The organism is Bartonella krasnovii (genome assembly GCF_003606345.3).
Lineage (GTDB): Bacteria > Pseudomonadota > Alphaproteobacteria > Rhizobiales > Rhizobiaceae > Bartonella > Bartonella krasnovii.
In genome coordinates this window covers 655,367-679,337 of the sequence record NZ_CP031844.2, presented here as the reverse complement: position 1 = coordinate 679,337, position 23,971 = coordinate 655,367, and the positions used below count along the sequence as shown (strand labels likewise).

Here is a 23,971-nt window from a genome sequence, read left to right as displayed (position 1 = left end):
GGATAGATCCTTATACTTGATACCAAGGAGCAATGTGAATTGCTAATTCAATCACCTGTTCGGGCGTGCCACCTACATTAAGCAGACCCTGTATATGCAGCTTCAGCTGTGGAATCGCAGTTCCTAACGCTGCCACCGTTATAATTTCCCGTTCAAAGAAGTTGAGGATAGGCCGTGTGTAGATATCACCAAACCCAAACTACAACAACAAAACGAGCTAAGTCTGGAGCAATGCTACCCAGTGTCTTAATAATCATTTGTCCATCGGGGCCATCAATATGTTCTAGTGCCTTCAGTCCAGATTCGTAGCGATCCTCGCATACTAATGGCGAGCCGCAACTAGATATGAAGTCTAGTTGCTTTTCATCAAAGACCTCTTTTGCAGCAAAAACACTATTTAAGGCTGCTGGAAACCCTGCATAAAGTGCCAACTGTATCATTACTTCAATCAGCTCAGCAGGACTACACCCAATATTAAGAGCACTGGTAAGGTGGAATTTGAGTTGCCGTCTTGCATTACCGAGAGTTGCAAAGATGGCAACGGTGGCAAGCTGCCGAATACGGCTTGTTAAGTGAGGTCGCTCATAAATTTCTCCATACACAAAAGAGATGATGAATTTTGCGAGATCAGGGGCAACATCGGCCATTTCTTCAAGAATTGAAGGGGTCTCGACCAATTCCATAGAGCGTAAACGCTCCACGCCCAATTCATAAGCATTTTTCTTATAATTTACAAATGTTTGTTCTTGCATGCAATGGCCCCCTCCCCACGGAGCCTTAGTTGGATAAGGCTTTTACTTTCCTTAAAAACTAAACCTTCAATTAAAATGCAATACCTTATCTCCTCTTGCGGACTTGCATTGCATGAATCGTTATCGTGCCTTAATATCCTAGTCAATCATTTGTGTAAATTTATTTTATATTATTTTTCATTTTTTACATTATAGGCAATCCTTATGAAGCTATAGCAGATAGTAAGGGATTTTTCTATGGCATTAATATTACGTTGATGCATCAGGCACGTGTGTAGCCTTTCCAGACGTTGTACTTAAGACTGAGCTAAAATTAGCAAATTAAACCCTTCTTATTCGTATTTGCGCAAGAGAACTGAGGTGTAACTTGTTGAGCGTAGAAACACCATGCATGATTATGTGCGCATTGAGCTATAGGACTTAGTTGTATTTAGTATTTTGCGGCTTGAATTTACCGAGGAAAGTGCGAAGCGTTAAATTTATAACAGATGCTACTGACTTACCTCTAATCTAGCAAAGTTCTATCATGACAAAGCCATTTGTTGGGGTGTACGGAAGAGCTTTGTTTTTAACTCAAGTTAGAGGTATGTAATAGCAGATGAGTGCAGTACTCCTTTGCTGCAAAGTCCTCCAATCGGTTTAGCTAAAAATATTATGCCGCAATTAGGTGCCCAATATAGCTTGATCATGTCTATAAATTTTGGTTTAATACCTTTAGCACTGGAGAACTTTAGTAAAATTAATGCTGTGTGCCTCTATCAAGTTGTAAAATATATTATGTTTTAAGATCTCGGTAAAAATTTTCATGAGAGCCAAGTGCTAACAAGGTCAAAGTAATCGTGTGATCTTCATAGCTGTAAGCAAGCAGCGTCAATTGCTTGGCCATTTTAAATTTATAGACAAAAACACCAGAAAGATCACCTGTTTTGGCTTGACCAATGGTGGGCGTTTTCATAATGACGCGAACAGCTTGGTCTAGATCTTGTTTTTGGTTGGCATGCAGTTTTTTGACAGTTTTTTTAAATGAATGGTTTTGTAAAACTTGCATAGATTCAGCCAAATTCGAATGCTGTTACATCGCCATCTGCATTTTCTTGTTGTCCAAGTAAGATTGCTTGAATAAATTGAAAGGAGAGATCTGGATTTTCTTCGGCTATTTTGCCCATACGCGACCAATATTCAATTTGCTTAGGAACCGAGCGGCTATAAACAGACGCGTAACGCTTAGCCTCATTAATGAGATCATCAGACAGTTTAACAGTTGTAGCCATGACTATACTCCTACCTTACAATAAGGTGGTAATATAGTTCAAAAGGTGTTAAAAAGCAACCTTTGAAACACAATAACCTTAGCAGATCTCTAACACAATTCCTTCTCTCACAGCCATCTTTCTTAATATCTGAAAGAAGAGAAAATAAAAGATAAATTTAGAACTAAATGATCGAGAATAAGCTCTAAAAAGGTTCGGGATAGGCAGAAAATAAGTTAAAAGAATCAACGGAATCAAAATTCCCGAACTTCTATATAATCTATTGATTTTATATAAATATAGCATTCCTACCCCCTCCGCCACAGCACTTTTGTCGTGCTATAAATTATTGATTCTATATGTCTTGTATGTAGCTTGTCAGCAGGTTTTGCAGCAATTCATTTTTAAAATTCACGTCTTTTTAAAAAATTAAAGGGGTTTTCAAAGGGTCTTCAAAGACCTTTCAAAGATCATTTAAAGACCCTTTAAGGCAGCTTTTTCTCCTTTGCTAAAAGTCGCAATTTGAGATGATGAGCTCTTGAGCTGGAATTAGATTATTTGAACTGCATGTATAAGATATGGTGACCTCTTTTATCTTAAATGGGCTAAAGCTTTTGCGAATCTCCGGCACATCATTGAGTGACAGAAGAAACTTTCTCTTTAATTGTGCAAGCAGTGTGGACATCCTCTGATAATCCTCTCGCTTAAACAAATCCTTGCCATAGTAATCCTCAACACCCCAATAAGGCGGATCAAGGTAAAACAAGATGTTGGGACGATCATAGCGCCTAATAAACTCAAACCAATCTAAATGTTCAATGGTCACACCTGCTAAACGACGGTAAATAAGCTTTAAGGAGGCTTCAAGTTTGAGACTATTAAACCGTGCACCACGGTGTGGATCAACTCCAAACGTCTGTTTTGCCACTTTGCCACCAAAACTCAACCGCTGCAGATATAAAAACCGCTATGCCCGCTCTAAATCTGTCAGGGTCTTGGGATCTTGGGTGCGTAACCGTTCAAACGCCTCACGGCTACTCACCTGGAACTCCAACAGATCCATGAAAGGGTAATAATGGCGTTGCAACACCCGAAAAAAATTCACCACATCACCTGACCGATCATTGATCACTTCATATAAAGGAACTAATTTTCTCCTTAAAGATATCCTTTCTGATAAAACCAGTAAAGCCTATTATGCTTTTGAGAGCTTTCATAAGGAGTTAAAGAGTAATTTAAACGACAGTATTACCCAAGAGGAAGCGCTAGAGATGTTAGGGCAACATCTTGTGACGCGTCCCGTATTTGAAGCCTTGTTTGATGGTAATGAATTTGTCCAGAACAATAGTATCTCGCAAGCGATGGAAAAGATTTTAGCTGAGTTGGATAAAACCAATATCAAGCAAATCTCTAAAGAATTACAAGAGTTTCATGATAGCGTAAAATTCCGTGCCTCTGGGATTACCTTCCCCCAAGCAAGACAGAACCTTATTATCAAACTTTACGAAGATTTTTTTGCCAAAGCATTTAAGAAAACCACCGATAGGCTTGGGATTGTTTACACCCCCGTTGAGGTTGTGGATTTTATCATTCACTCTGTTGATGATGTCTTACGCAATGAATTTGGAAAAAGTCTAGGATCACGGGGTGTCTCTATTCTTGACCCCTTTACAGGAACAGGTACCTTTATCACACGGCTCTTACAATCTAAACTGATAAAACCAGAGGACATGGAGTATAAATATCGTTATGATATCCATGCTAATGAGATTGTCTTGCTCGCTTATTACATAGCAGCCATTAATATTGAAGCAACCTATCATAGTCTTATGAAAGGAGAGTACATTCCCTTTAAGCATATTGGTTTGACCGATACGTTTCGGATGCTTGAAGAGAAAAATCTGCTACAAGAATTATTTAAAGAAAATAGTGAATATTTAGAACATCAGAAAAATCTGGATATCAAAGTTATTTTTGGTAATCCCCCTTATTCAATAGGACAAAAAAACGAAAATGATAATAATCCAAATACACCTTATCCGATTTTAGATAATCGTATTCGTGAAACTTATGCTGCTCAGTCAAATGCAACCAATATGCAAGCACTTTATGATAGTTATATTCGTGCCATTCGCTGGGCTAGTGATCGTATTGATAATGCTGGGGTAATCGGTTTTGTCACAAATGCCGGTTTTATCAATGGAAGTGCTATGGACAGTTTACGAAAATACCTTGTTGAAGAATTTAGCAGCCTTTATATTTTCCATTTAAGGGGTAACCAACGAACCTCTGGAGAACTATCTCGAAAAGAAGGTGGTAAGATTTTCGGTGAAGGATCTAGAGCGCCTATAGCTATCTCTATTCTCGTAAAAAATCCGGATGCACAGCAGCGTGGCAAGATATATTTTCGTGACATTGGGGATTATCTCACGAGAAAAGAAAAGCTTACGATAATTGAGACATTGGATAGTATTAGTAGTATTACACGGAGTCAACAAGGTTGGCAAATAATTACACCAGACGAGCATGGAGATTGGATTCATCAACGTGATAACAGTTTTGAAGCATTCTTAGCTTTAGGTGCTAAAAAGGGTAATAATAAAAAACTATTTGAAATTTTTTCTCTTGGGGTTGTAACTAATCGTGACGCTTGGGCATATAACTCAAGTCATGAAGCTTTATCACAAAACATGAGTAATATGATTGCCTTCTATAACAGTGAAGTAGAACGGTTTAATGATATCTATCCACATATTGACCGTAAAATACTTACAAATGCTGTAGATTATTTTGTCAATACAGATGAGAGGAAGATAAGTTGGAGCCGTCGAGATGTACCATTTTATAACAACTTCTTAATTGTTTTCAATAAGTTAATAAAAATATTAAAAAATAAAACCACCTTATAAACCACCTTATGTATAAAATCTAGTACGCTATCAAATAACATCATCATCTATATATTGCAATTACGAATCAGCACTTCTTTTCGAGGTATTTTTTTTGCCATACCAGATACCCAAAGGGTCTCAACTTCTAAAAAGTCAAAATCTTTAAAAATCTCTCTTACAGCATCACAATCATTCAGACTCAAAACAAATTTGCCTTGAATGCCTTTGAGAACTTTTGCCATATTCACAAAATCATCTTCAACAAAATTACCTGAACTATAGCATTTCTTCTTTATAAAATAAGGCGGGTCTAGATAAAATAAACTGTCGGGCGCATCAAATAGCTCCACAACACGTTCCCACGATAAATTTAAGATAACTGTATCCAGAAGCTTCTGTCTAACACGTCGCATTCTCGCTAAAAGCTTTTCGGGGTTAAAACCTATCGTCTTTTTTCTTGCAAAGCTAAAAGAGACGTAATCTTTTTTCCCATACATGACACAACGTTGGAGAAACAAAAAGCGTGCTGCTCTTTCAACTTTGGTAAGGCTCTCGGGGTCAATAGCCGCAAGTTCAAAAAATAACTGTCTCGAACAAACAAACCACTCTAATCGTTTGGCTAAATCATCAAAGTCATTTTGAACACAGTGAAATAGATTTGTGATCTCTCCATTCAGATCATTGATGACGGAATATTTCGCTGGTCTTTTGTTTAGAAAAATAACCCCTGAACCTAAAAACGGTTCAATATAGGTTTCATGATCAATACTATTTAAAATCGGTATAATTTTCTTACGTAGATAATGTTTTCCACCCATCCACGCAAACAGTGTTTGTGTAAATTCTTGTTTTGTCATATTTTGAAAGGAAAAATTTTGTAGGTTCTAACTTTTTGTTATCCACTTTTTTAAGTGTGAGAAGCTATTTTCTATGGCATCCATAAAACGAGACAAATCGATTACAAACATAAAGACAATAAAGGCTATCCACTTCATAATGCGTGACATCATCTTTATGCCTTGGTACGTTTCTATCATCTCGTGAAGAAGCTGTTGTTCCGTTTCCGAAAGATCTTTTCTCCGCTTACTTTGATTGCTACTCATTTTGCCAACCACATAAACGTGCTCCCTGTTGCTTAATCTTTTAAACCAAAAAATTACAAACGCTGCTCCTTAAACCGCTTGGCAACAATCACCAGTCCTGTACAAGCGGCTAAGACCATGATGCCTGCTAATGCCCATTGGACCGGTCCATTGCCTACCAAAAAACCTCCAAACCCAGAACAAGACCCTATAATCGGCGCGAGTGCTTCTATCTTTAAAAGACCAGTTGCACTACGCGTTTCTACCCGTTCATAATTCGAAGCAATGTAAGACCCTTTTACCCATAAACCAGCTTCGGCTGCTCGACGGTTGACTAAACCTATAAAAGGCTTGCCCCCCACTTTATTCCATTTCTGTAATTCACCAGGAACTGCTTCATAATCCCCTTGATTAAGCTTCTTCAACAACGTTGACTTGCAAAAAGCTTTCGTTCCTACGTTATAGCAAAACGACACCAAGGCTGCGAATTGGTTATCTGTTAACGAAACTGTTACAGATTCCTCTACCGTCTTCTCAAATTGCTTTAAGTCCTCACAAAGGATTTTTTCTGCTTCCTCTTTCGTAATACGCATGCCTTTTTTGACAAGCGGGGTACCGGCATTGTTGGTGTGACCATACCCTATCGTCCAGATGCATGCTAAATCTCTATATGCATCTAAACGCAAGCCTTCCCATCGTTTGATAAGCTCTAAACCTTCTTTCGATATCCTTCTCATCCGACACTCCATAAAAAAAGTCCCACTGATGTGGGGCTGGATAAAATGATGTTCTAATCAATCTTGCACTAATTCTGATAAAGTGGCTCGCTACATCCACGGGCGCCTATTTTTTCATTTGTGTCATAACGAGAATACGCAAAGTTCCGCACAAGACAACCATTGTTAGAACCACCAGACCAATCGCCTCCCCCCAACATAATATTCACATCTACCCTTAAACTGCTTCTTTCTTCGCCTGTATGCCATTTAGTCACTGGATAACAACCAGACAAATGTTGCCATAGATAACCACAACCATCTTCACAACCGATATCAGATATCATGCGTCTATTGCCTGTATCAACGTGTCCTCCAGATGTCTTAGGAGAAAGCGATTCAATGCCTGTAATACTGGTTTCCTCATTGCTTCCATACATGCATGACGCGAACTCATCACTCGTCAAAAGTCTCTTCTTAACAGACACCAAATCCCATTGATGTTCATAATGAGCACGATTGGTCGTAATCGGAACACCATATACCGACTTTGTATTTTCACCGGTCCCTGACTGAAGATAAATATCAACCCAAATACCACGCCATGGATCGTAAACCATCCCCTCTGGTGAACAACGGGGACGGTGATTTAAACTCCAAACAGAATAAGGTAATATATCCCCTGCTTGATAGCCCGATAAGAGATGATCTTCAATCGTCCCAACATCCGCACAAAGCGTATGAAATCCACCGATTTTTTCAGAATTATGCTCTGTATAGCCTTCAGGAGCTGTCGGATTTGTCGAAAATTCAAAGGATAGATTACTATCCCCATCCTTTAGAATGAGATACACATAATAATCCTTTCCTGCTTCCAGAGGTTTATCAAAGGTCATAATCCCACGCCCTGGAATGCGGTACAAAAGGTACTTAGCATTATTATTATCCCTATGATAAAAGCGCAAAAATGAGCCGTGATTGATCACAAGACCTTGTCTATTTTGCGGATCAGCGCCCAGAATTTTATAAGGCTGCACAAAACGTACATTCTCTAAAAAATAAGAGGAATGATCACTCACATCGCTTAGAAGTTTAGAAATACTATCACTGTTTCTCTCTGCCTTCTCTTTCACTTCTGTTAATGCATTTTTTGTTTCTTCCGCCACTGTCTTCGCATGACTTGCCTCTTGTTTGGCATCTTCTGATAAATTTTTAGAGATAGAGGCGGTTTGGTTTGCCTGATCACTCGTCTCTTTTGCTGCATTAGCTATTGCTTCTGAGCTTGCTGCTGTAATTTTCGCATCTTCAGCATCGTCTACCGCTTTATTTAATTTATCTAATGCATCATTTACTAATCCCTCAACTTGTCTTGCTGTAACTTTGGCATCAACTGCTGTCTGCCTTATTCCTTCGACAGACAAGCTGGCGCCAAAAGCTTTACTCTTTGCTTCTGCTGCACTCTGTTGGGCTTCTTTCGCTTGACTCTTTGCATTATCCGCCGCACTTTGCGCTTCTAAGGCTGTCGACTTGGCTTGACTAGCCTCTTCTTTTGCTTCCTCTGAGAGCCTCTTGGCTGTTTCAGATGTTTGCTTGGCTTCATTCGAAACGGTCTCTAAACTTTCGGCTTTAGCCTTTGCATCTTCGGAAACGCTCTTGGCTTCTCCAGACTTCGTCAACGCTTCTGAAGCTTTCTGGCTTATCTCATCTCCTTTCTGCTTGGCTGTATTGGCTGTTGATAATGCCGTTTCCGCTAATCCTTTTACTTCTTCAAGTGTTTTATTCGATGCATCAAAAGCATTCTTGTTATCCTGAACAAGTTTCTTTGCCTCTTCTGATAATGTTTTAGCCTCCTCAGCACTCCCCTTCGCATCATTAGCTGTGTTAGACGCCATATCCGCCGTTGATTTCGCTGCTGTAGCTTCACTGAGAGCTTGTTCTGCTGTCTTTTGCGCTTCTGTAGATGCCGTGTTCGCTTTTTCCGCTAAACTTTTTGCTGTTTCAGATATACCCTTACTCTCTTGTGAAAGTGCTTGCGCCTCTTCAGCCTTCTTCTGAACTGCTTCTACCAAACTTTTTGTCGTTGTATCCCCTTCACGAATAGCTTGTCTATCAGCTTGTAAGGCTTGTTCTGCTGCTACCTTCGCTTCATTGGCTAGTTTAGAAGCCTCTAAAGCATCCTGTTGGGCTTGTTCTGATTTCGACGAAGCTCTATCTGCTGTCTCTTTCGCTTCCCTTGCATCCTTCAACGCCTCATCAGATTTCATTTGAACTTGCTGTGCTGTCTTTGTTAATTCTGTAACTGAAGCTGTAGCACCTTGCGATAAAACTTTTGCCTCTTCTGCAAGCCCCTTGGCTGTATTAGCTGTCGTCGATGCCATAACTGACGTGGCTTTCGCAGAACTCGATTCTTTTAAAGATTGTTCCGCTGTCTCTTTCGCTGTCTCTACTGACGTTTGTACCTGTGATACTCTTTGAGTGAGTTCTGTAACTGAAGATGTCGCCCGTTCCGATAAAACTTTCGCATTTTCTGCCATATCCTTAGCATCATCCGCTGTCTGTTTGGCGCCATCCGCCTTAAGACTTGCTTGCGTCGCTACCGTCTTAACTTCATGACTCGTCGCTACTGCTGTCGCGGCTACTTGGGTCGTCTCCATGGCTGTTTGAGAAGCTTCTCTCGCTGTTTGTTCTGCACGTTCAGCAATCAATTTTGAGGAATCAGCTAATCTCTTAGCTTCTGTCGAGACATTCACTGCGCTGTCACTTATCTGCTTAACCTCTGCAAAACTTTCCAATACCGTGGCTAATGAACCTTTCGTAATATTGATTTCCCCTGAAGCTCTATCAACGGCGGCTTTCGTCTCTTCTGCCATGTGCTTTGCTGCATCAGAGGCATTCTTGGCTTCTTCGGCTAAGCTCTTAGCGCTATCCGCTGTCTCTTTCGCAACATTGGCGGTTGTTGTCACTGTTGTAACCGCTTCACCCGTTGTCGTCACCTCTCTAAGCGCTTGGTCCGATACGCGCTTCGATTCTTCTGCAACTTGTTGCGCACCATTTGCACGCGACATGGCTTTTTCAGCTTCTTGCCTTGCATTGACAACCTGTTCTAACGGCGCAAAAGTTTCATACGAATACAACAAGGTATTGATTTATAATGATAATCTAGCGTTATTCATATTGAATGAGAACACCGAATAACGTAAGATTCTCTCATTTCAAATCTGTTTATCTTGCATCAATCAAAACCACTCATTTGCACATAACAAGCGGGATGAGTGTGTGGATCAAATTTGTATAAGAAAGGAGTAAAAATGGTCCTTATGAACCGTCTTAATGCAAGGTCTGTCGCAACATTGGGGGCTGGCAAATATAATGATGGTGCCGGCTTGTTACTCCATAAGCGTAAAGATGGGGGTGCTCAATGGATTTATCGTTATACCATTCACGGGCGCCGTCGCGAAATGGGATTGGGTGCTTTAAGAGATGTCTCTTTAAAACAAGCGCGTGAGTTGGCAACGGGGTGGCGCTCTGTTCTTCGTGAAGGGCGTGACCCCATTAAAGAACGCGATAAACAAAAGCGTGAGGCAATAAGCAATCTCCATTATTTAAAAGATATTGCTTTAGATACTTTTGAAAGCCGTAAAGCTGAATTAAAAAATGATGGAAAAGATGGAAATTGGTTTGCACCTTTGCGGCTTTACATTCTCCCTAAATTAGGCTGTCTGCCCGTTTCAGAAATTACGCAAACAGAGATACGCAACACACTCGCCCCTATCTGGCATACAAAAGCTGGAGCAGCCCAAGCAGCATTAATACGTCTTAATCTGTGTCTTAAACATGCGGCTGCCTTAGGTTTGGATGTTGATTTACAAGCAACAGAAAAAGCCCGCGCGCTCTTAGGGAAACAACGTCATAAAACGCAAAATAGACCAGCAATGGATTGGAAAGATGTACCGGCTTTTTATAAAACACTTTGTCAAAAAACAACTATGACACAACTAGCCTTGCGTTTACTTATTTTGACAGGAGTTCGTACACGCCCTTTACGTTATATTCATAAGGATCAAGTTGATGGAGATATATGGACAATCCCTGCTGAGAATATGAAAGGAAGGCGTGATGCTACAACAGAATTTCGTGTCCCTTTATCTTCTGAAGCATTAGACATTTTGAAACAAGCGCGCCTGCTTTCTCGCAACGATTTCTTTTTTTCTGCTAGAGGTCGTGGTGCCCTTGATGAGAAGTGTATGGCTACGTATATGAGAAAAAATAAACTTGATGCCTGCCCGCATGGATTTCGTTCTAGTTTACGCAATTGGCTTGCTGAAACAACCGATGCCCCCTATGAGGTCGCTGAAACCATTCTAAGTCACACTGTAGGTGGCAAAGTAGAGCGTGCCTATCGTCGTACTGACTATTTAGAACAGCGCCGCGTCTATATGGATAAATGGGCGGCTTATGTCACGGGTCAATCTTAAGATATGGGGTGCATAACCCCATTATCTGTGGATAACTTGCTCTCTCTCTTCTCTCATATCGTCTCAATGAGACTCATAAATTATCACATCAGAAAATGTATAATAAAACACTGTTTTTTATAGACTAAATACCTTTCCAGTGATTCAAAAATATGGTTAATAAATAGGCATGATTTGTTCCCATTTTTTACTCTTGAAAGGATTTATAATGACAGAAAATGATATTCTTTTAACAGACCGTGAAAGTGCAAAATTGCTTCATATGAGTGTTTCAACATTCCGCCGTCATGTGACCAATGGCTCTTTACCAAAGCCTTTAAAATTTGGTTTCTTATCGCGTTGGTTACAATCAGATCTTTTGAATGTCATAGAGCAAGCAAAACAGCAACGTTATAACGACGTTGCATAAACGAAAACCTTGTCACGTAAGGACGGACAAGGCTTTCCATTTTCACTCAAACAATGAATAGCAAAACCCGTCCTATGGTGCAATATATCATAGGATAAAAAACATGTTTTCTTATATAAATGCTCGGGGCATCACAAATGCCTTGCGTGGGGTTTGGTATGGGCGTTATGGAAGTGCCCGTTGTCCAGCCCATGATGATCAATTGCCTAGCTTATCCCTTGCCAATGGACATGATGGGCGTCTTTTACTCATTTGTTATGCGGGCTGCTCTTTTAGAGAGATCATACAAGCGCTTAGAAGAATTGGTTTGCTTGGAACACAAGCCTTTGTTGATAAAGCCTATGATCACACGCTCTCTTTCTCAAAACAGAAAGCAGAAAGAGCACAAGCAATTTGGCAACAAAGCCAACCGATCAAAGATACTTTAGCAGAAACCTATTTACGCAATCGGGGGATTACTTGTGAATTGCCTGCTGATTTACGCTTTCATGATAAATGTCCACACCCCTTAGGAATGGCACTGCCCGCGTTGGTTGCTCTTGTTAAGGGGGCTGGTTCCTTTGCCATTCATAGAACCTTTTTACAAGCCAATGGCTGTAAAACAGATCAGAAACCAGCAAAAGCCATGTTGGGTTCTGTCATGGGCGGCGCTGTGTACTTAAGCGAAGATAATCCAAAACATCTGGTTATTTGTGAAGGCATTGAAACCGGTCTGTCTCTGCTGTCTGGTTTGTTATCAGAGCCCGTGAATGTATGGGCGTCCCTTTCAACCAGTGGCATGATGCGTGTGAATTTACCCCCGATAAAAGGACGTCTGACAATCGCTATGGACGGCGATGATGCGGGTCGTAAAGCAGGTTTTACCCTAGCTGCGCGTGCTTATAGGCAAGGCTTTGAGGTCTTTATGATGCAAGCCCCTAACGCTTTAGATTTCAACGATTTTCTCTATTATTCAAGGTAAGTAATATGAAACAAGATAATAAAAATATTTTAGAGAATAATACCCCCGTCAATGATAACGATAATGCCTCTTTAAACGGTCATGCTTGTTTAAAAGCCATTCCTTATGAAGTCGCCTTGCAACAAAATGGGTGGGGGGAATTAAAACCGATTGAGAGTGCTCTTTTACCCGTCGAGCCTTTTAAAATGTTCCTGCTGCCAACGTCATTAATGGACTATGTTTATGACGTTTCTGATATGCAACAATCTTCTATCGATTTTGTGGCGATCTCTGCTTTATGCGGTTTGGCTGCTGTCATTGGTAATGGCGTGCGTATCGCTCCAAAACAACATGCCAATTGGACAATTGTTCCTAATCTCTGGGGGGCTATTGTTGGACAGCCTTCAACCATGAAAACACCGACTATGGAAGCTGCTTTAGCTCCTCTCTATGCCTTTCAAGAGGAATGGTATCAAGAATGGGTAAAGCAGAAAAAAAGCCAAGAAACAAAAGATATTCTGATTGAATTAGACAAACGAGAAAAGAAAAAACAAGCCTGCAAAGCACTCAAAGATCAAGACGAGGAACAAGCCCTTGCTCTTCTTTCTCAAGCTCTTGAAAACAAAAAAATCGATGATGATGACACGCTTAATAAACGACGTCTTATCGTCAATGATGTCACAGTCGAAAAGCTTGGGGAATTGTTAAGAGAAACCCCCCGTGGTCTGTTGTTGGTTCGTGATGAATTATCTGGTTTTTTAGCCAATTTGGAGAGAAAGGAATATCAAGCAGACCGTTCTTTTTATCTAACAGCTTTTAATGGCAATAAGCCATACACCTATGACCGTATAGAGCGTGGAACCATTCATATTTCCAATGCAACTATTTCCGTCATTGGGGGTATTCAACCTTCACGGATTATTCCCATTATTCAAGCCATGCACCATGGAACAAATAATGACGGTTTATTGCAACGCTTTCAAATGCTGGTCTTTCCCGATGAACGAAAAGAGCGTGACTGGGTTGATAGACCACCCAATCAAAAAGCATGGGAAAGTTATCAAGAGGTCTTTCGTTCTCTTTATGATAAACCTTTAGGATCACCAAAACACCCCATGACCATACGCTTTTCTGCTGATGCTCAAGAGATGTTTCGTGAATGGTGGAAAAATTTTCAAAGAACAGTCAAAGGGGGGCATTTCTCTGCAAGTTTACAAGCACATCTTTTGAAAATGGATAAAACCATACCAACCCTTGCGTTGATTTTTGAACTGTGTGAAGGCGGGCGTTTTGAAATCAATAGAAATGCCCTTGAGAGAGCCTTGTATTGGGAAAAATATCTGATAAGTCACGCAAGACGTCTTTATGCGGCGGGAGATACATTAACAGCAGAGCGTGCAAAATTAATTGTCGAACGCTGTGATTGTTTACAAGATGTCTTTACGGCAAGGGATATCTATAGACGATGTTGGAGTTCTTTAAAAGACAAAGAAGCTGTGAAGCTAGCTTTAGATCTCTTATGCCGTTGTAACTATATTCGTGAATTTCCTATAGAGGGGAATGAATTAGGTCGGCGTCCGGATAGACGTTATGAATGGCACCCTTTGGTTAAAAACAACAGCATAAAACAATGAAGACACCTCTTTTGAAGTCTTAAGACAACCACGCAAAACTCTTTTTATGACCTTCTCATCAAGGAACTTTTCTCCAAAAGCAAATGATCTGAGTGGCTTTGTAAAAAGAGTTTTGTCATTTTTGTCAGTTTAGTCAGTTGTTTCTAGACCCTATAGTGTTTTTTTAAAATGAGAGAAAATTAAAAGCATTATATTTCAATGTGTTAGCATTTTAATGATACAACTTATATCTATAACATAACCTTAAATACAATTAGTAATATATATTTGTCAGTTATCTGTCAGTAAATTGAACTGACAAAAGTGATCTTTTTAATGATTCATAAAACCTATCAAAATGATCATTCTGATGTTTTTAAACACATAGTGCATTTGTCTTGAATGATATGTGAAATAAATAGCAAATTCCACTATTCTGTTGTTGATAAGTATGATTTATAAAATTTAATTTTAAGAAATTTATGAGTTTTCGTGTGTTTTGTCTCATTTTGTTATCGATATTTCTTTTGAATCAATTTAATAGACTTCATTCCGTTTCTTTATGATCTTTGATCATACCGTGCCACAATGGAGTTTATCTTAATATGCTTCAATCTGTTAAGTCTGATAACAAAAAAGTCACTTTACGCTCTCTCTTAGAATTCTACCGTGAAAAGGCTAAATCACCCCGTGAATTGGGAACGCTGTTTGAAAATCTTGTGAAGGATTATTTCTCTGAAGACCCCTTACAAAAGCAGGAATACGAAAAGGTTCAGACTTATTTGGAATGGGCTGAGGAACATGATGAAGATGGGCGTGATATCGGTATTGATCTGGTCGCTACAATCCGTGATCAAGGAGGATATGCGGCTATTCAATGTAAATGCTATGATGCTTCTCACATCATTAAAAAAGAAGATATTGATAGCTTTATCGCTGCCTCTGGGAAGAAAATATTCACCCGTCGCATACTGGTTGATAGCACCGAAAGCAATTGGAGTGATAATGCGAACAATACGTGTGATGGTCAAGAGGTTCGTATTCAACAGATTAATCTGTTTGATTTAGAAAACAGTCAAATCGATTGGGGAGCTTATAAAGAACGAGGACAAGCCGTCCTTAAAGAACAACCGAAAAAAAAGCTTTTAGATCATCAGACAGAAGCACTTGAGAGAGTTTGTGAAGGTTTGCAAGAAGCAGACCGTGGCAAGCTGATTATGGCGTGTGGGACGGGAAAAACTTTCACCAGTCTTAAGATAGCAGAACAAATAGCTGGAAAAGGCAAGCGTGTGTTGTTTCTGGTACCCTCCCTTGCTTTGATGTCACAAACAATCCGTGAATGGACCATTGATACAGAAGTTCCCTTACGTTCCTTTGCCGTGTGTTCAGATACACAAGTGGGCAAGCGTCGTAAAAGTAAACATGATGATGAATCTGGTCTCGATGCTTCTGATCTGGTTTTACCGGCTACAACGAATTCACAAGAACTTGCGCGTAAAGCTAATAAGATCTCTCTTGATGTGATGACCGTGATCTTTTCGACCTATCATTCCATTCAAGTGATTTCCGATGCGCAAAAGGAATATGATTTACCCGAATTTGATCTGATCATTTGTGATGAAGCCCATAGAACAACTGGGATTGTTTTAGGAACAGATAAGCATGAATCTGAATTTATCAAGGTTCACGACAACAGCATCATTTTGGGTAAAAAACGTCTGTATATGACAGCAACCCCGAAGATCTTTGCTGATAGTGCCAAAAAGCAAGCTCATGAGATGAATGGCATTTTAGCCTCTATGGATGATGAAGCACTCTATGGAAAAGAGCTTTATACCTACACATTCTCTAAAGCCGTGAATAATGAACTCTTAGTTCCTTATAAGATTATTGTCTTAGGTGTTAATGAAGAGGAAGTGAGTGAATCCATTCAACATCTGATGACCGATGAGAATTATGAACTTACCCTTGATGATAAAACCAAGATCATAGGCTGTTATCAAGCTCTTAGTAAAATAGATCTGAAGGTTGATTTGAGTGATGACCCTAACCCTATGCGGCGGGCTTTGGCTTTTTGTAGAGATATTAAGACCTCTGAACGTATCTGTGACACATTCAATTCTAAAGGCATGCAGGAAGAATTATTAGATCTTCATAAGCTCTATAAAGAGACGCCGCCTCTTCAGTGTACCTTTGCGCATATTGATGGAACACAAAGTGCCAAGAAGCGCAATGAAGCTCTTGACTGGTTAAAGGAAGATGCGGGGGAAAATACGTGTCGTGTGCTCACCAATGTACGCTGTCTTTCTGAAGGTGTTGATGTTCCTGCTCTTGATGCGATCATGTTCTTACACCCGCGTAAAAGCCAAGTGGATGTGATACAAGCGGTGGGGCGTATTATGCGCCGTTCCAAGGGTAAGAAAAGAGGCTATATCATTTTACCCGTTGGGGTACCAGCAGGGATTTCTGCTGAAGAGGCTTTAAAATACAACAAGAGATACAGTGTTGTATGGCAAGTGATCAATGCTTTGCTTTCCCATGATGAGAACTTTGAAGTAACCCTTAACCAGATGATTTTAGGTCAAGACGTTAGTCATACTTTAGAGATTGCTGCCTTAAAGAGTATGACGACGGTTGAAGATAAACTGCATGTTTATGAGAAACCAGAAAGCGCGGGGCTTGATATTGGAAAAGCAGCCTATGAACCACAAAAATACATTCATAGTGTTACAGGAAGATTACCCTTTTATAAAGAGTTTCCCAATGCCCTTAAAACCCTTTTGGCTAAGAAATTTACCCTTGCGGATTATTGGGGCATATGGGCTGGTAATGTTGCTGAGATTGCACAAAACCATATCAATCGTCTTAAAGATATACTTTCTGATAAAACCAGTGAAGCCTATCATGCTTTTGAGAGCTTTCACAAAGAACTAAAGAACAACTTAAACAGTGAAATCAAACAAGAGGAAGCGCTTGAGATGTTAGCACAGCATCTTGTGACGCGTCCCGTGTTTGAAGCTTTGTTTGACGGCAATGAATTTGTCCAGAACAATAGCATCTCGCAAGCTATGGAAAAGATCTTAGCTGAACTAGACAAAACCAATATCAAGCAAGTATCGAAAGAGTTACAAGAGTTTTATGATAGTGTAAAATTCCGTGCCTCTGGCATTACCTCCCCCCAAGCAAGACAGAACCTTATTATCAAGCTATATGAAGATTTTTTTGCCAAGGCATTTAAGAAAACCACCGATAGGCTTGGAATTGTTTATACCCCCATTGAGGTTGTAGATTTTATTATTCATTCTGTTGATGATGTCTTGCGCAATGAATTTGGAAAAAGCCTAGGATCACGTGGTGTTTCTATTCTTGACCCTTTTACAGGGACTGGTACCTTTATCACACGGCTTTTACAATCAAATCTTATAAAACCAGAGGATATGGAATATAAATTCCGTTATGATATCCATGCCAATGAGATTGTCTTGCTTGCTTATTACATAGCAGCCATTAACATTGAAGCGACCTATCATAGTCTTATGAAAGGAGAGTATATTCCCTTTAAGCATATTGGTTTGACTGATACGTTTCGGATGCTTGAAGAGAAAAGCCTGCTACAAGAATTATTCAAAGAAAACAGTGAATATCTAGAACATCAAAAAAAACTAGATATCAAAGTTATCTTTGGTAATCCTCCTTATTCAACAAAGCAAAAAAATGAAAATGATAATGCAAAAAATACACCTTATCCGATTTTAGATAAACGTATTAGTAAAACTTATGCTGCTCATTCAAAAGCAACCAATATGCAAGCACTTTATGATAGTTATATTCGTGCCATTCGCTGGGCTAGTGACCGTATTAATAATGCTGGGGTAATCGGCTTTGTTACAAATGCTGGTTTTATTACTGGACATTCTATGGACAGTTTACGAAAATGCCTCGTTGAAGAATTTAGCAGCCTTTATATTTTCCATTTACGGGGTAATCAACGAACCTCTGGAGAACTATCTCGAAAAGAAGGTGGTAAGATTTTTGGTTCTGGTTCTCGAGCCCCTATAGCTATCTCTATTCTTGTTAAAAATCCAGAATCTCAACAGTGTGGGAAAATATATTTTCGGGATATTGGAGATTATCTCACGAGAAAAGAAAAGCTTACGATAATAGAGTCGCTTGGAAGCATTGATGGCATTACACGGAGCAAACAAGGTTGGAAAATAATAAAACCGGATAGGCATAATGATTGGCTTGGTCAACGTAATGAGAGTTTTGAAACATTCCTAGCAATAGGTGTTAAGAAAGGTCATGGTAAAAAGCTTTTTGAAAGTTTTTCTCGTGGTATTATGACAAGCCGTGATGCGTGGGTTTATAACTCAAGCCGTGAAGCTTTAGCAAAAAACATGAATAATATGATTGCTTTCTATAATAGTGAAGTAGAACGTTTTAATGATGCTTATTCATATGCTGATCAGAAGTTGCGTGTAAACTCTGCACATGATTTTGTTAATTCAGATGAAAAAAAGATAAGTTGGAGTCATAATCTCAAACGAGATTTGGTAAAAGAAAAGACTTTTAACTTTGAAAGACATTGCCTTATGCAAAGTCTTTATCGCCCTTTTACAAAGCAATGGCTTTATTATAATCAAGCTCTTAATGATGGCGTTTACCAAATGCCGCGCATATTTCCGATAGGACGAACGGTTGAAAATAGAGTGATACAAATTACAGGTATAGGAGCAAAAAAAGACTTTTCTGCTCTTATGACTAAGACAGTGCCTGATCTTAATGTGATAGATGGTGGTAGTCAATGCTTTCCAAGATATATCTATGAAGATACTACGGTATTAAAAAGTAAAAGTGGGAAACAATCCCATTTATTTGCAAATGCTACAGAACAAAACAAAACAACTGGTTTACAGAGGCGTGATGCCATTACGGATGAAGGATTAGCACATTTTAAAGCGGCTTATCCTAATGAAACCATAATAAAAGATGATTTATTCTATTATGTTTACGGTCTTTTATACTCAGAAGATTACCGTACTCGCTATGCTGATAACCTCTCTAAAGAATTGCCTCGCATTCCTTGTGTAAAAACTGCTGAAGATTTTTGGAAATTTGTTACAGCAGGGCGTGAACTGGGTCATTTGCACGTAAATTATGAAGATGTGGAACCTTATCCAGTCTCATTTAAAAAAAGCAATCCAAAACAGACTGATATCTCTAATCCAGAAAAATTTTACTACGTTACAGAGATGAAATTCGCAAAAATTAAGAATAGTAAGGAAAAGGATAAAACCACTGTTATTTACAACAGCAATATCACAATGACGGATATACCCAAGGAAGCTTATGAGTATATTGTGAATGGCAAGCCTGCTCTTGAATGGGTTATGGAACGTCAATGCGTTAAGACTAATAAAAAGAGTGGTATTGTTAATGATGCCAATCGCTATGCTGTTGAAACCGTTGGAAACCCTGCTTATCCATTAGAATTGTTTCAAAGGGTTATTACCGTAAGTTTAGAAACAATGAAAATTGTTAAAAACCTACCAAAATTAGAAATTAGAGAAACTGAATAGCTTATAAGACCTTATAACTCATAAGGGGTATAGAGCCTTATAATTATAATCTATACCTCTTTTATTAAGTTGATTACATACAATCTTAAAAGGAATAATTTATTATGCGTTATTCTAAAAAGAAATCATTTGCACTTTTAAACACTCTACTTTGGATTGCTTTAAGACTTATAAGAAATCCACTCTTAAAGTGAATATGCTTCTTTTGATTGCCTTTAAGAGATTATACCGTAATCTCAAATGAGTGCTTTATAGCTTTCAAAAAAACTCTTTAAAGAGAGTTTTATATCTTCATTTTACTTATAGGTTTTGTCTGTTTTTAAAACCCCCAAAACACCTACAAAACCCTCTTAAATATATATTAAAGATTGTATTTATGTGTTGTGTTTAATATAGGTTGTTTATTTGAAACATTAACTTATTGAAATATAATAACTTTTATTTTTGACTAAAAAATATATATAAAGGGGGTGTAAAAAGAACCTCCAAAACCCCCTACCCCCCCTAAACTATAACCATAATGATCTTGATAGCATTTCTTATGATTATAACTGTCTTTTGAAAGGCTTTAAAGGATCACATGTTTTTTTAAGACGTGTTTTAATCACTCACTAAAATAATCATTTTGTCAGTTCAATTTACTGACAGATAACTGACAAATATATATTTACGATTGTATTTATTTGTTATGGCTGTTTTAATAAGTTGTATTTTGAAAAATCGATAAAACTTAACATATTGAAAAATAATGTTTTTAATTTACTCTCATTTAAAAAATACTATAGGGTCTAGAAACAACTGACTAAACTGACAAGACTGACAAAAGTCTATTAAAAGGGATTTTGCTAATCTGTGGAATAATTTTATAGGTCTTTTTGTATAGGTTATTTCCTTTAAATCTTGCACCAAAACCACGATCAGAGCCACACCACTGGTTGAGTTTCTCAACTACTGATCAAAGCTTTAAACCGCTCCTTGTCATCTAAATTTCTGAAATCTTTTCGATATTTTTTAGGGGCTATTTCTTGTCTTTTTTTCTCATAAATTGAGTGATTTTTTCCTTCCAAGAGCGGGGTTGCTCATCGCTGGGAAGTTCTCAGTGATTGGTAAAATCCTTTGCAATCTGTTCAATCAAAGTGTAGCTCACTTGCTTTACCTTTGATACTTCCTTGGCTAAAGCGATAGCGCGTTCAAGATGAAGCTGTTGGATGCTTTTGCCAAAGCCTAAATGATCTCCTACTGCAAAACTTTGCTGATAAGACTGCAAAGTTTCAGCATCACCTAATAAAGCAAGGGCTCCAAGGTGAAGTAAAGCATAATCTGTATCATCTGCTTTAGACTTTGCATCTTGTTGCCAAGGCGCTATACCATAATCAGAGCGAAGTCTTTCAGAAAGATCAATAGCGCTTACTGCCCATTCTAGTGCATCATCAAGCGCCTGTGTTAAACGATCTGCAGTGACTTCTGGTTCAAAGATTTCCAATCCTTTTGCCTCAAAATTAAGCTGTATATCCGGGATATCTTCTATATGTGTAGGATCAATGAATTTGCAAGCAGCAGAAAGGATACCGGTGCTAATCAAAAAGGCGCTATCAAATTGTGGACAATCTTTGACAATTTCATCGTTATAAAGAATGTCTACTTCACGATCAGCCAATTGATAGCTTGCTATATGGTCATCTTCATCGATTTTCTCGGTTGACCAACCTAGGCTTTTTAAAAGTGCTGTGGCACTTTCCATGGTCAATGGAGCATCTTTATCATCCGTTTCCTCTACCTCCGCTGTCGCTTCAACAACTGCTGTTTGAGAAGCAACAGATGTTATTTGTGGATCCAAACTTAAAATTGGAGCGTTTTTAGGAAAACCGGTCCGATAACCCCGTGCAAGAGTGAGGAGATTATCAATTCTATATTTTGAGATTTCTTCCACAAAACCTAAAGGATTTCCCTTTCTAAAATTCTCCTTGTAATATTTGAGCTTTTCAATATCCCCAATCAAAACAAGCGCAATAAGGTGACGCGCTACAAGATCAAGTTCACTATCTGGAGACAACGCGGCATAATCATAAATGATTTGATTGACATTTTGCTGCTCAGCCCATTCAAGCATATCTGTACAAATCTGCTTTAGCTTACCTTCATCCAATTCAATACTAGAAACTGTGTAAACTTCTTCTGCTTCTTTGAGGGCTATATATTGAGGCATATTATAGAAAATCTCTCTATGAGCCGTGGAAAAGCCAAGTGTTGAAAGAGAAGCCTTAAATGCAACAATTGGCTCTTCTTCATCACTTTGAAGGCTATACATTATATTGATGATACGGTCTTTACTGATAAAATAAGCATTGTGATTGTAGTTTTTATCACGATAAACTGTCCAACCCATTTGTTTTAATTGCTCAGCAACTTTATTGAAAGTAATCAAAGCTTTCGGACCAAGATGCGCTTCAGCAGCTTCTCTCTCATTAAGAATTTTTAGATGTTTTTCAGCAAATTCAACGGCATGATTAACATACTCCTCCAGTTCTTCATCAAGATTTTGCAAATGCTCAGGAATCTTACCCACCACAATGGAATTTTGATAAGATCTCAGTACCTCGATCTTTCCTGTCAACGCTAAGCAAGCCAAATGCCAAATCACAGCTGGATAATAGCTATATTCCTGAAAAAGCGTTTTACTTTCGATCGATGCTTGTAAATCTTGGGCGCGTGCCCACTGTATCACCCGCTCAGAGATTTTTGTCAACTCTTGCTCATTCAATGTCTCCACACAAATATCAATCCCTTTATCAAGAATACTAACCCCTCCAAGTGTATTAAAAGACTTATAAATATCCGTAGGAGATATATACTCATATTCTCCCCTATAGTGAATATATTTGCAAGCGACAGAAATCTCTTCATTAGATATTTCAGCTTCGAGATGAACATTGTACTGATCATAGAGATGTACAAAACCAAAATCAAATTGAATAAAGCGATCTGGCAAAGAGAACCACATTTTTCCAGGTTCCGTAGAAAACCACCCTTGGGTTTTAAGAATACGGCTTGCTGCAGTAAGGCTTATCGAGCGCTGTTTGGGCTTTTTGCGCGTTAGAATATCGTCTAATTCCCCATTTTTATAGGTCTGTGCAAAAAGAATGAGGCGCTCAATCCACTCCATGGTTGCGTAATCGGCAAATTCTGGTACATGTAATTGCGGTGTGAACTTAGAACTTTTTAAAGCATCAATATCACCAAGTAATGCTTCTGCAACAGCAGAGTGATTAGCTGCTTTTTCACGTAATTTTTGTTCAATATCTTGTGCTTGCGCCCAAGCGATAACCCTATTTAAAGATTCCTTAACATGGCTTTCTGAAAGATCTGAAGCTGTAACATCTAAATCCTCTTTCGCAGAAAACAGCGTATCTTCATACTTATCCTGTGATACTTCACCACTAGCATATTCCCAAGCAAGGCAATAAGCAGCAGTGGTAAGATTAGCCGATAGCCGAAACTTTTCTCCATCCTCTCCATAATCTACAATATCATAACTAATGCCTACAATGCGATCGGGAAGATGATAATGCGCAAACATACTACCATCTTCAGCACGATAAGGTTCCCAGCCAAGCGTTTTTAAAATCTCTGTTACGTCTTTGGTTTGCATCATTGTTCACTTATCAACTAATTCTGTAAGATCAGCTAAAGTGTAAGTTTTCATGACACCTCCCCTGCGTACTCTCTAATTCTTTTACAGAGAAATTCATAAAAATTACTTGCATAATACTGAGGATCGCTAGGTGGAAACTTAAGATAGAGTGGACACTCACCATCCCGAAACTGAGTATAATCAAAGTAAAAGGTTTCACCAAAATCTGTTCTGCTAACAATAAGCTGTTCTGGTGTCGCAAAACCATGTTTCCTATGATATAAGTTTTTATACACAATATCGCCTGCAGGATGATCCTCAAAACTTGCGTTATAAATGCTAAAAATTTCCTCATAACCAATTTCTCCTCCTTTATAATTTTTTAAAAAATCCTTATAAGAAGTTGTAAATTGTAAACCGAGAGTTTTTTCTGCCTCTTTAATCCGTACATCACTAACTGCATCCTCTGCAGTACCAAAATTAATAATATCATCATCATATTTATTTACTTTATCAATTAATTGTTCAACATCAGCTAAAGTGTAAGTCTTCATAATTTGTTCTCCATAAATTGTTATTTTTTTAACTTCATATTTTCTTCTAACATCTTAGCCGTTCTTCCAATATTTCTGT

Annotated in this window: 15 protein-coding genes and 2 pseudogenes; 6 read left to right on the top strand and 11 right to left on the bottom strand. The window is 38.7% G+C overall.

Going from position 1 to position 23,971, the window contains the following annotated elements; all coding sequences use genetic code 11:
* Positions 1-10: 10 nt before the first annotated feature.
* The 5 genes and pseudogenes from D1092_RS10105 to D1092_RS02750 form a co-directional block, all read right to left on the bottom strand.
* Positions 11-142, bottom strand: coding sequence for a carboxymuconolactone decarboxylase family protein (locus D1092_RS10105; protein WP_420913992.1), 132 nt, complete (start codon positions 140-142; stop codon positions 11-13).
* 43 nt (positions 143-185) lie between these two features.
* Entirely contained in the window at positions 186-752 is a 567-nt protein-coding gene (locus D1092_RS02765) for a carboxymuconolactone decarboxylase family protein (RefSeq protein WP_120122083.1), read from the bottom strand.
* A gap of 775 nt (positions 753-1,527) precedes the next feature.
* On the bottom strand, positions 1,528-1,812 hold the full coding sequence (locus D1092_RS02760; protein ID WP_241436933.1) for a type II toxin-antitoxin system RelE/ParE family toxin: 285 nt from the start codon (positions 1,810-1,812) through the stop codon (positions 1,528-1,530).
* Positions 1,805-2,023 (bottom strand): TA system antitoxin ParD family protein, encoded by a 219-nt coding sequence (locus D1092_RS02755; RefSeq protein WP_005773872.1) that lies wholly within the window; start codon positions 2,021-2,023, stop codon positions 1,805-1,807. The genes D1092_RS02760 and D1092_RS02755 overlap by 8 nt, the downstream gene beginning before the upstream one ends.
* A gap of 487 nt (positions 2,024-2,510) precedes the next feature.
* Positions 2,511-3,188, bottom strand: a pseudogene (locus tag D1092_RS02750) (DNA adenine methylase).
* Between D1092_RS02750 and D1092_RS02745 the strand changes: the two are divergent.
* Positions 3,160-4,827: pseudogene (locus tag D1092_RS02745) on the top strand (type ISP restriction/modification enzyme); the annotation flags it as partial. The pseudogenes D1092_RS02750 and D1092_RS02745 overlap by 29 nt on opposite strands.
* Before the next feature lie 131 nt (positions 4,828-4,958).
* On the opposite strand, the gene D1092_RS02740 reads toward D1092_RS02745, so the two are convergent.
* The 4 genes from D1092_RS02740 to D1092_RS09780 form a co-directional block, all read right to left on the bottom strand.
* Complete coding sequence (locus D1092_RS02740) at positions 4,959-5,750, bottom strand: DNA adenine methylase (RefSeq protein ID WP_120122081.1); 792 nt, start codon at positions 5,748-5,750, stop codon at positions 4,959-4,961.
* 27 nt (positions 5,751-5,777) lie between these two features.
* A complete protein-coding gene (locus tag D1092_RS02735; protein WP_120122080.1) occupies positions 5,778-6,008 on the bottom strand; it encodes a hypothetical protein in 231 nt (76 codons plus the stop codon).
* A 41-nt stretch (positions 6,009-6,049) separates the two neighbouring features.
* Positions 6,050-6,712, bottom strand: a complete 663-nt coding sequence (locus tag D1092_RS02730) for a lysozyme (protein ID WP_120122079.1) — start codon at positions 6,710-6,712, stop codon at positions 6,050-6,052.
* A gap of 68 nt (positions 6,713-6,780) precedes the next feature.
* Positions 6,781-9,825: a phage major tropism determinant gene (locus tag D1092_RS09780; protein WP_241440207.1), complete on the bottom strand. Its 3,045-nt coding sequence runs from the start codon at positions 9,823-9,825 to the stop codon at positions 6,781-6,783.
* Between the two features lie 174 nt (positions 9,826-9,999).
* On the opposite strand from D1092_RS09780, the gene D1092_RS02715 reads away from it, so the two are divergent.
* The 5 genes from D1092_RS02715 (at position 10,000) to D1092_RS02695 (ending at position 19,707) form a co-directional block, all read left to right on the top strand.
* Complete coding sequence (locus tag D1092_RS02715; RefSeq protein ID WP_120122078.1) at positions 10,000-11,166, top strand: tyrosine-type recombinase/integrase; 1,167 nt, start codon at positions 10,000-10,002, stop codon at positions 11,164-11,166.
* 208 nt (positions 11,167-11,374) lie between these two features.
* Positions 11,375-11,575 (top strand): helix-turn-helix transcriptional regulator, encoded by a 201-nt coding sequence (locus tag D1092_RS02710; RefSeq protein WP_007347430.1) that lies wholly within the window; start codon positions 11,375-11,377, stop codon positions 11,573-11,575.
* 103 nt (positions 11,576-11,678) lie between these two features.
* Entirely contained in the window at positions 11,679-12,536 is an 858-nt protein-coding gene (locus D1092_RS02705; protein WP_120122077.1) for a DUF7146 domain-containing protein, read from the top strand.
* Positions 12,537-12,541: 5 nt separating this feature from the next.
* Positions 12,542-14,149: a YfjI family protein gene (locus D1092_RS02700; protein ID WP_120122076.1), complete on the top strand. Its 1,608-nt coding sequence runs from the start codon at positions 12,542-12,544 to the stop codon at positions 14,147-14,149.
* 584 nt (positions 14,150-14,733) lie between these two features.
* Positions 14,734-19,707, top strand: a complete 4,974-nt coding sequence (locus D1092_RS02695; RefSeq protein ID WP_120122075.1) for a DEAD/DEAH box helicase — start codon at positions 14,734-14,736, stop codon at positions 19,705-19,707.
* A gap of 1,096 nt (positions 19,708-20,803) precedes the next feature.
* On the opposite strand, the gene D1092_RS02690 is transcribed toward D1092_RS02695, so the two are convergent.
* Together D1092_RS02690 and D1092_RS02685 are read right to left on the bottom strand one after the other, a co-directional pair.
* Complete coding sequence (locus D1092_RS02690; protein WP_120122074.1) at positions 20,804-23,356, bottom strand: DUF6990 domain-containing protein; 2,553 nt, start codon at positions 23,354-23,356, stop codon at positions 20,804-20,806.
* A 50-nt stretch (positions 23,357-23,406) separates the two neighbouring features.
* Positions 23,407-23,892, bottom strand: coding sequence for an SMI1/KNR4 family protein (locus D1092_RS02685; RefSeq protein ID WP_120122073.1), 486 nt, complete (start codon positions 23,890-23,892; stop codon positions 23,407-23,409).
* Between the last annotated feature and the right edge of the window lie 79 nt (positions 23,893-23,971).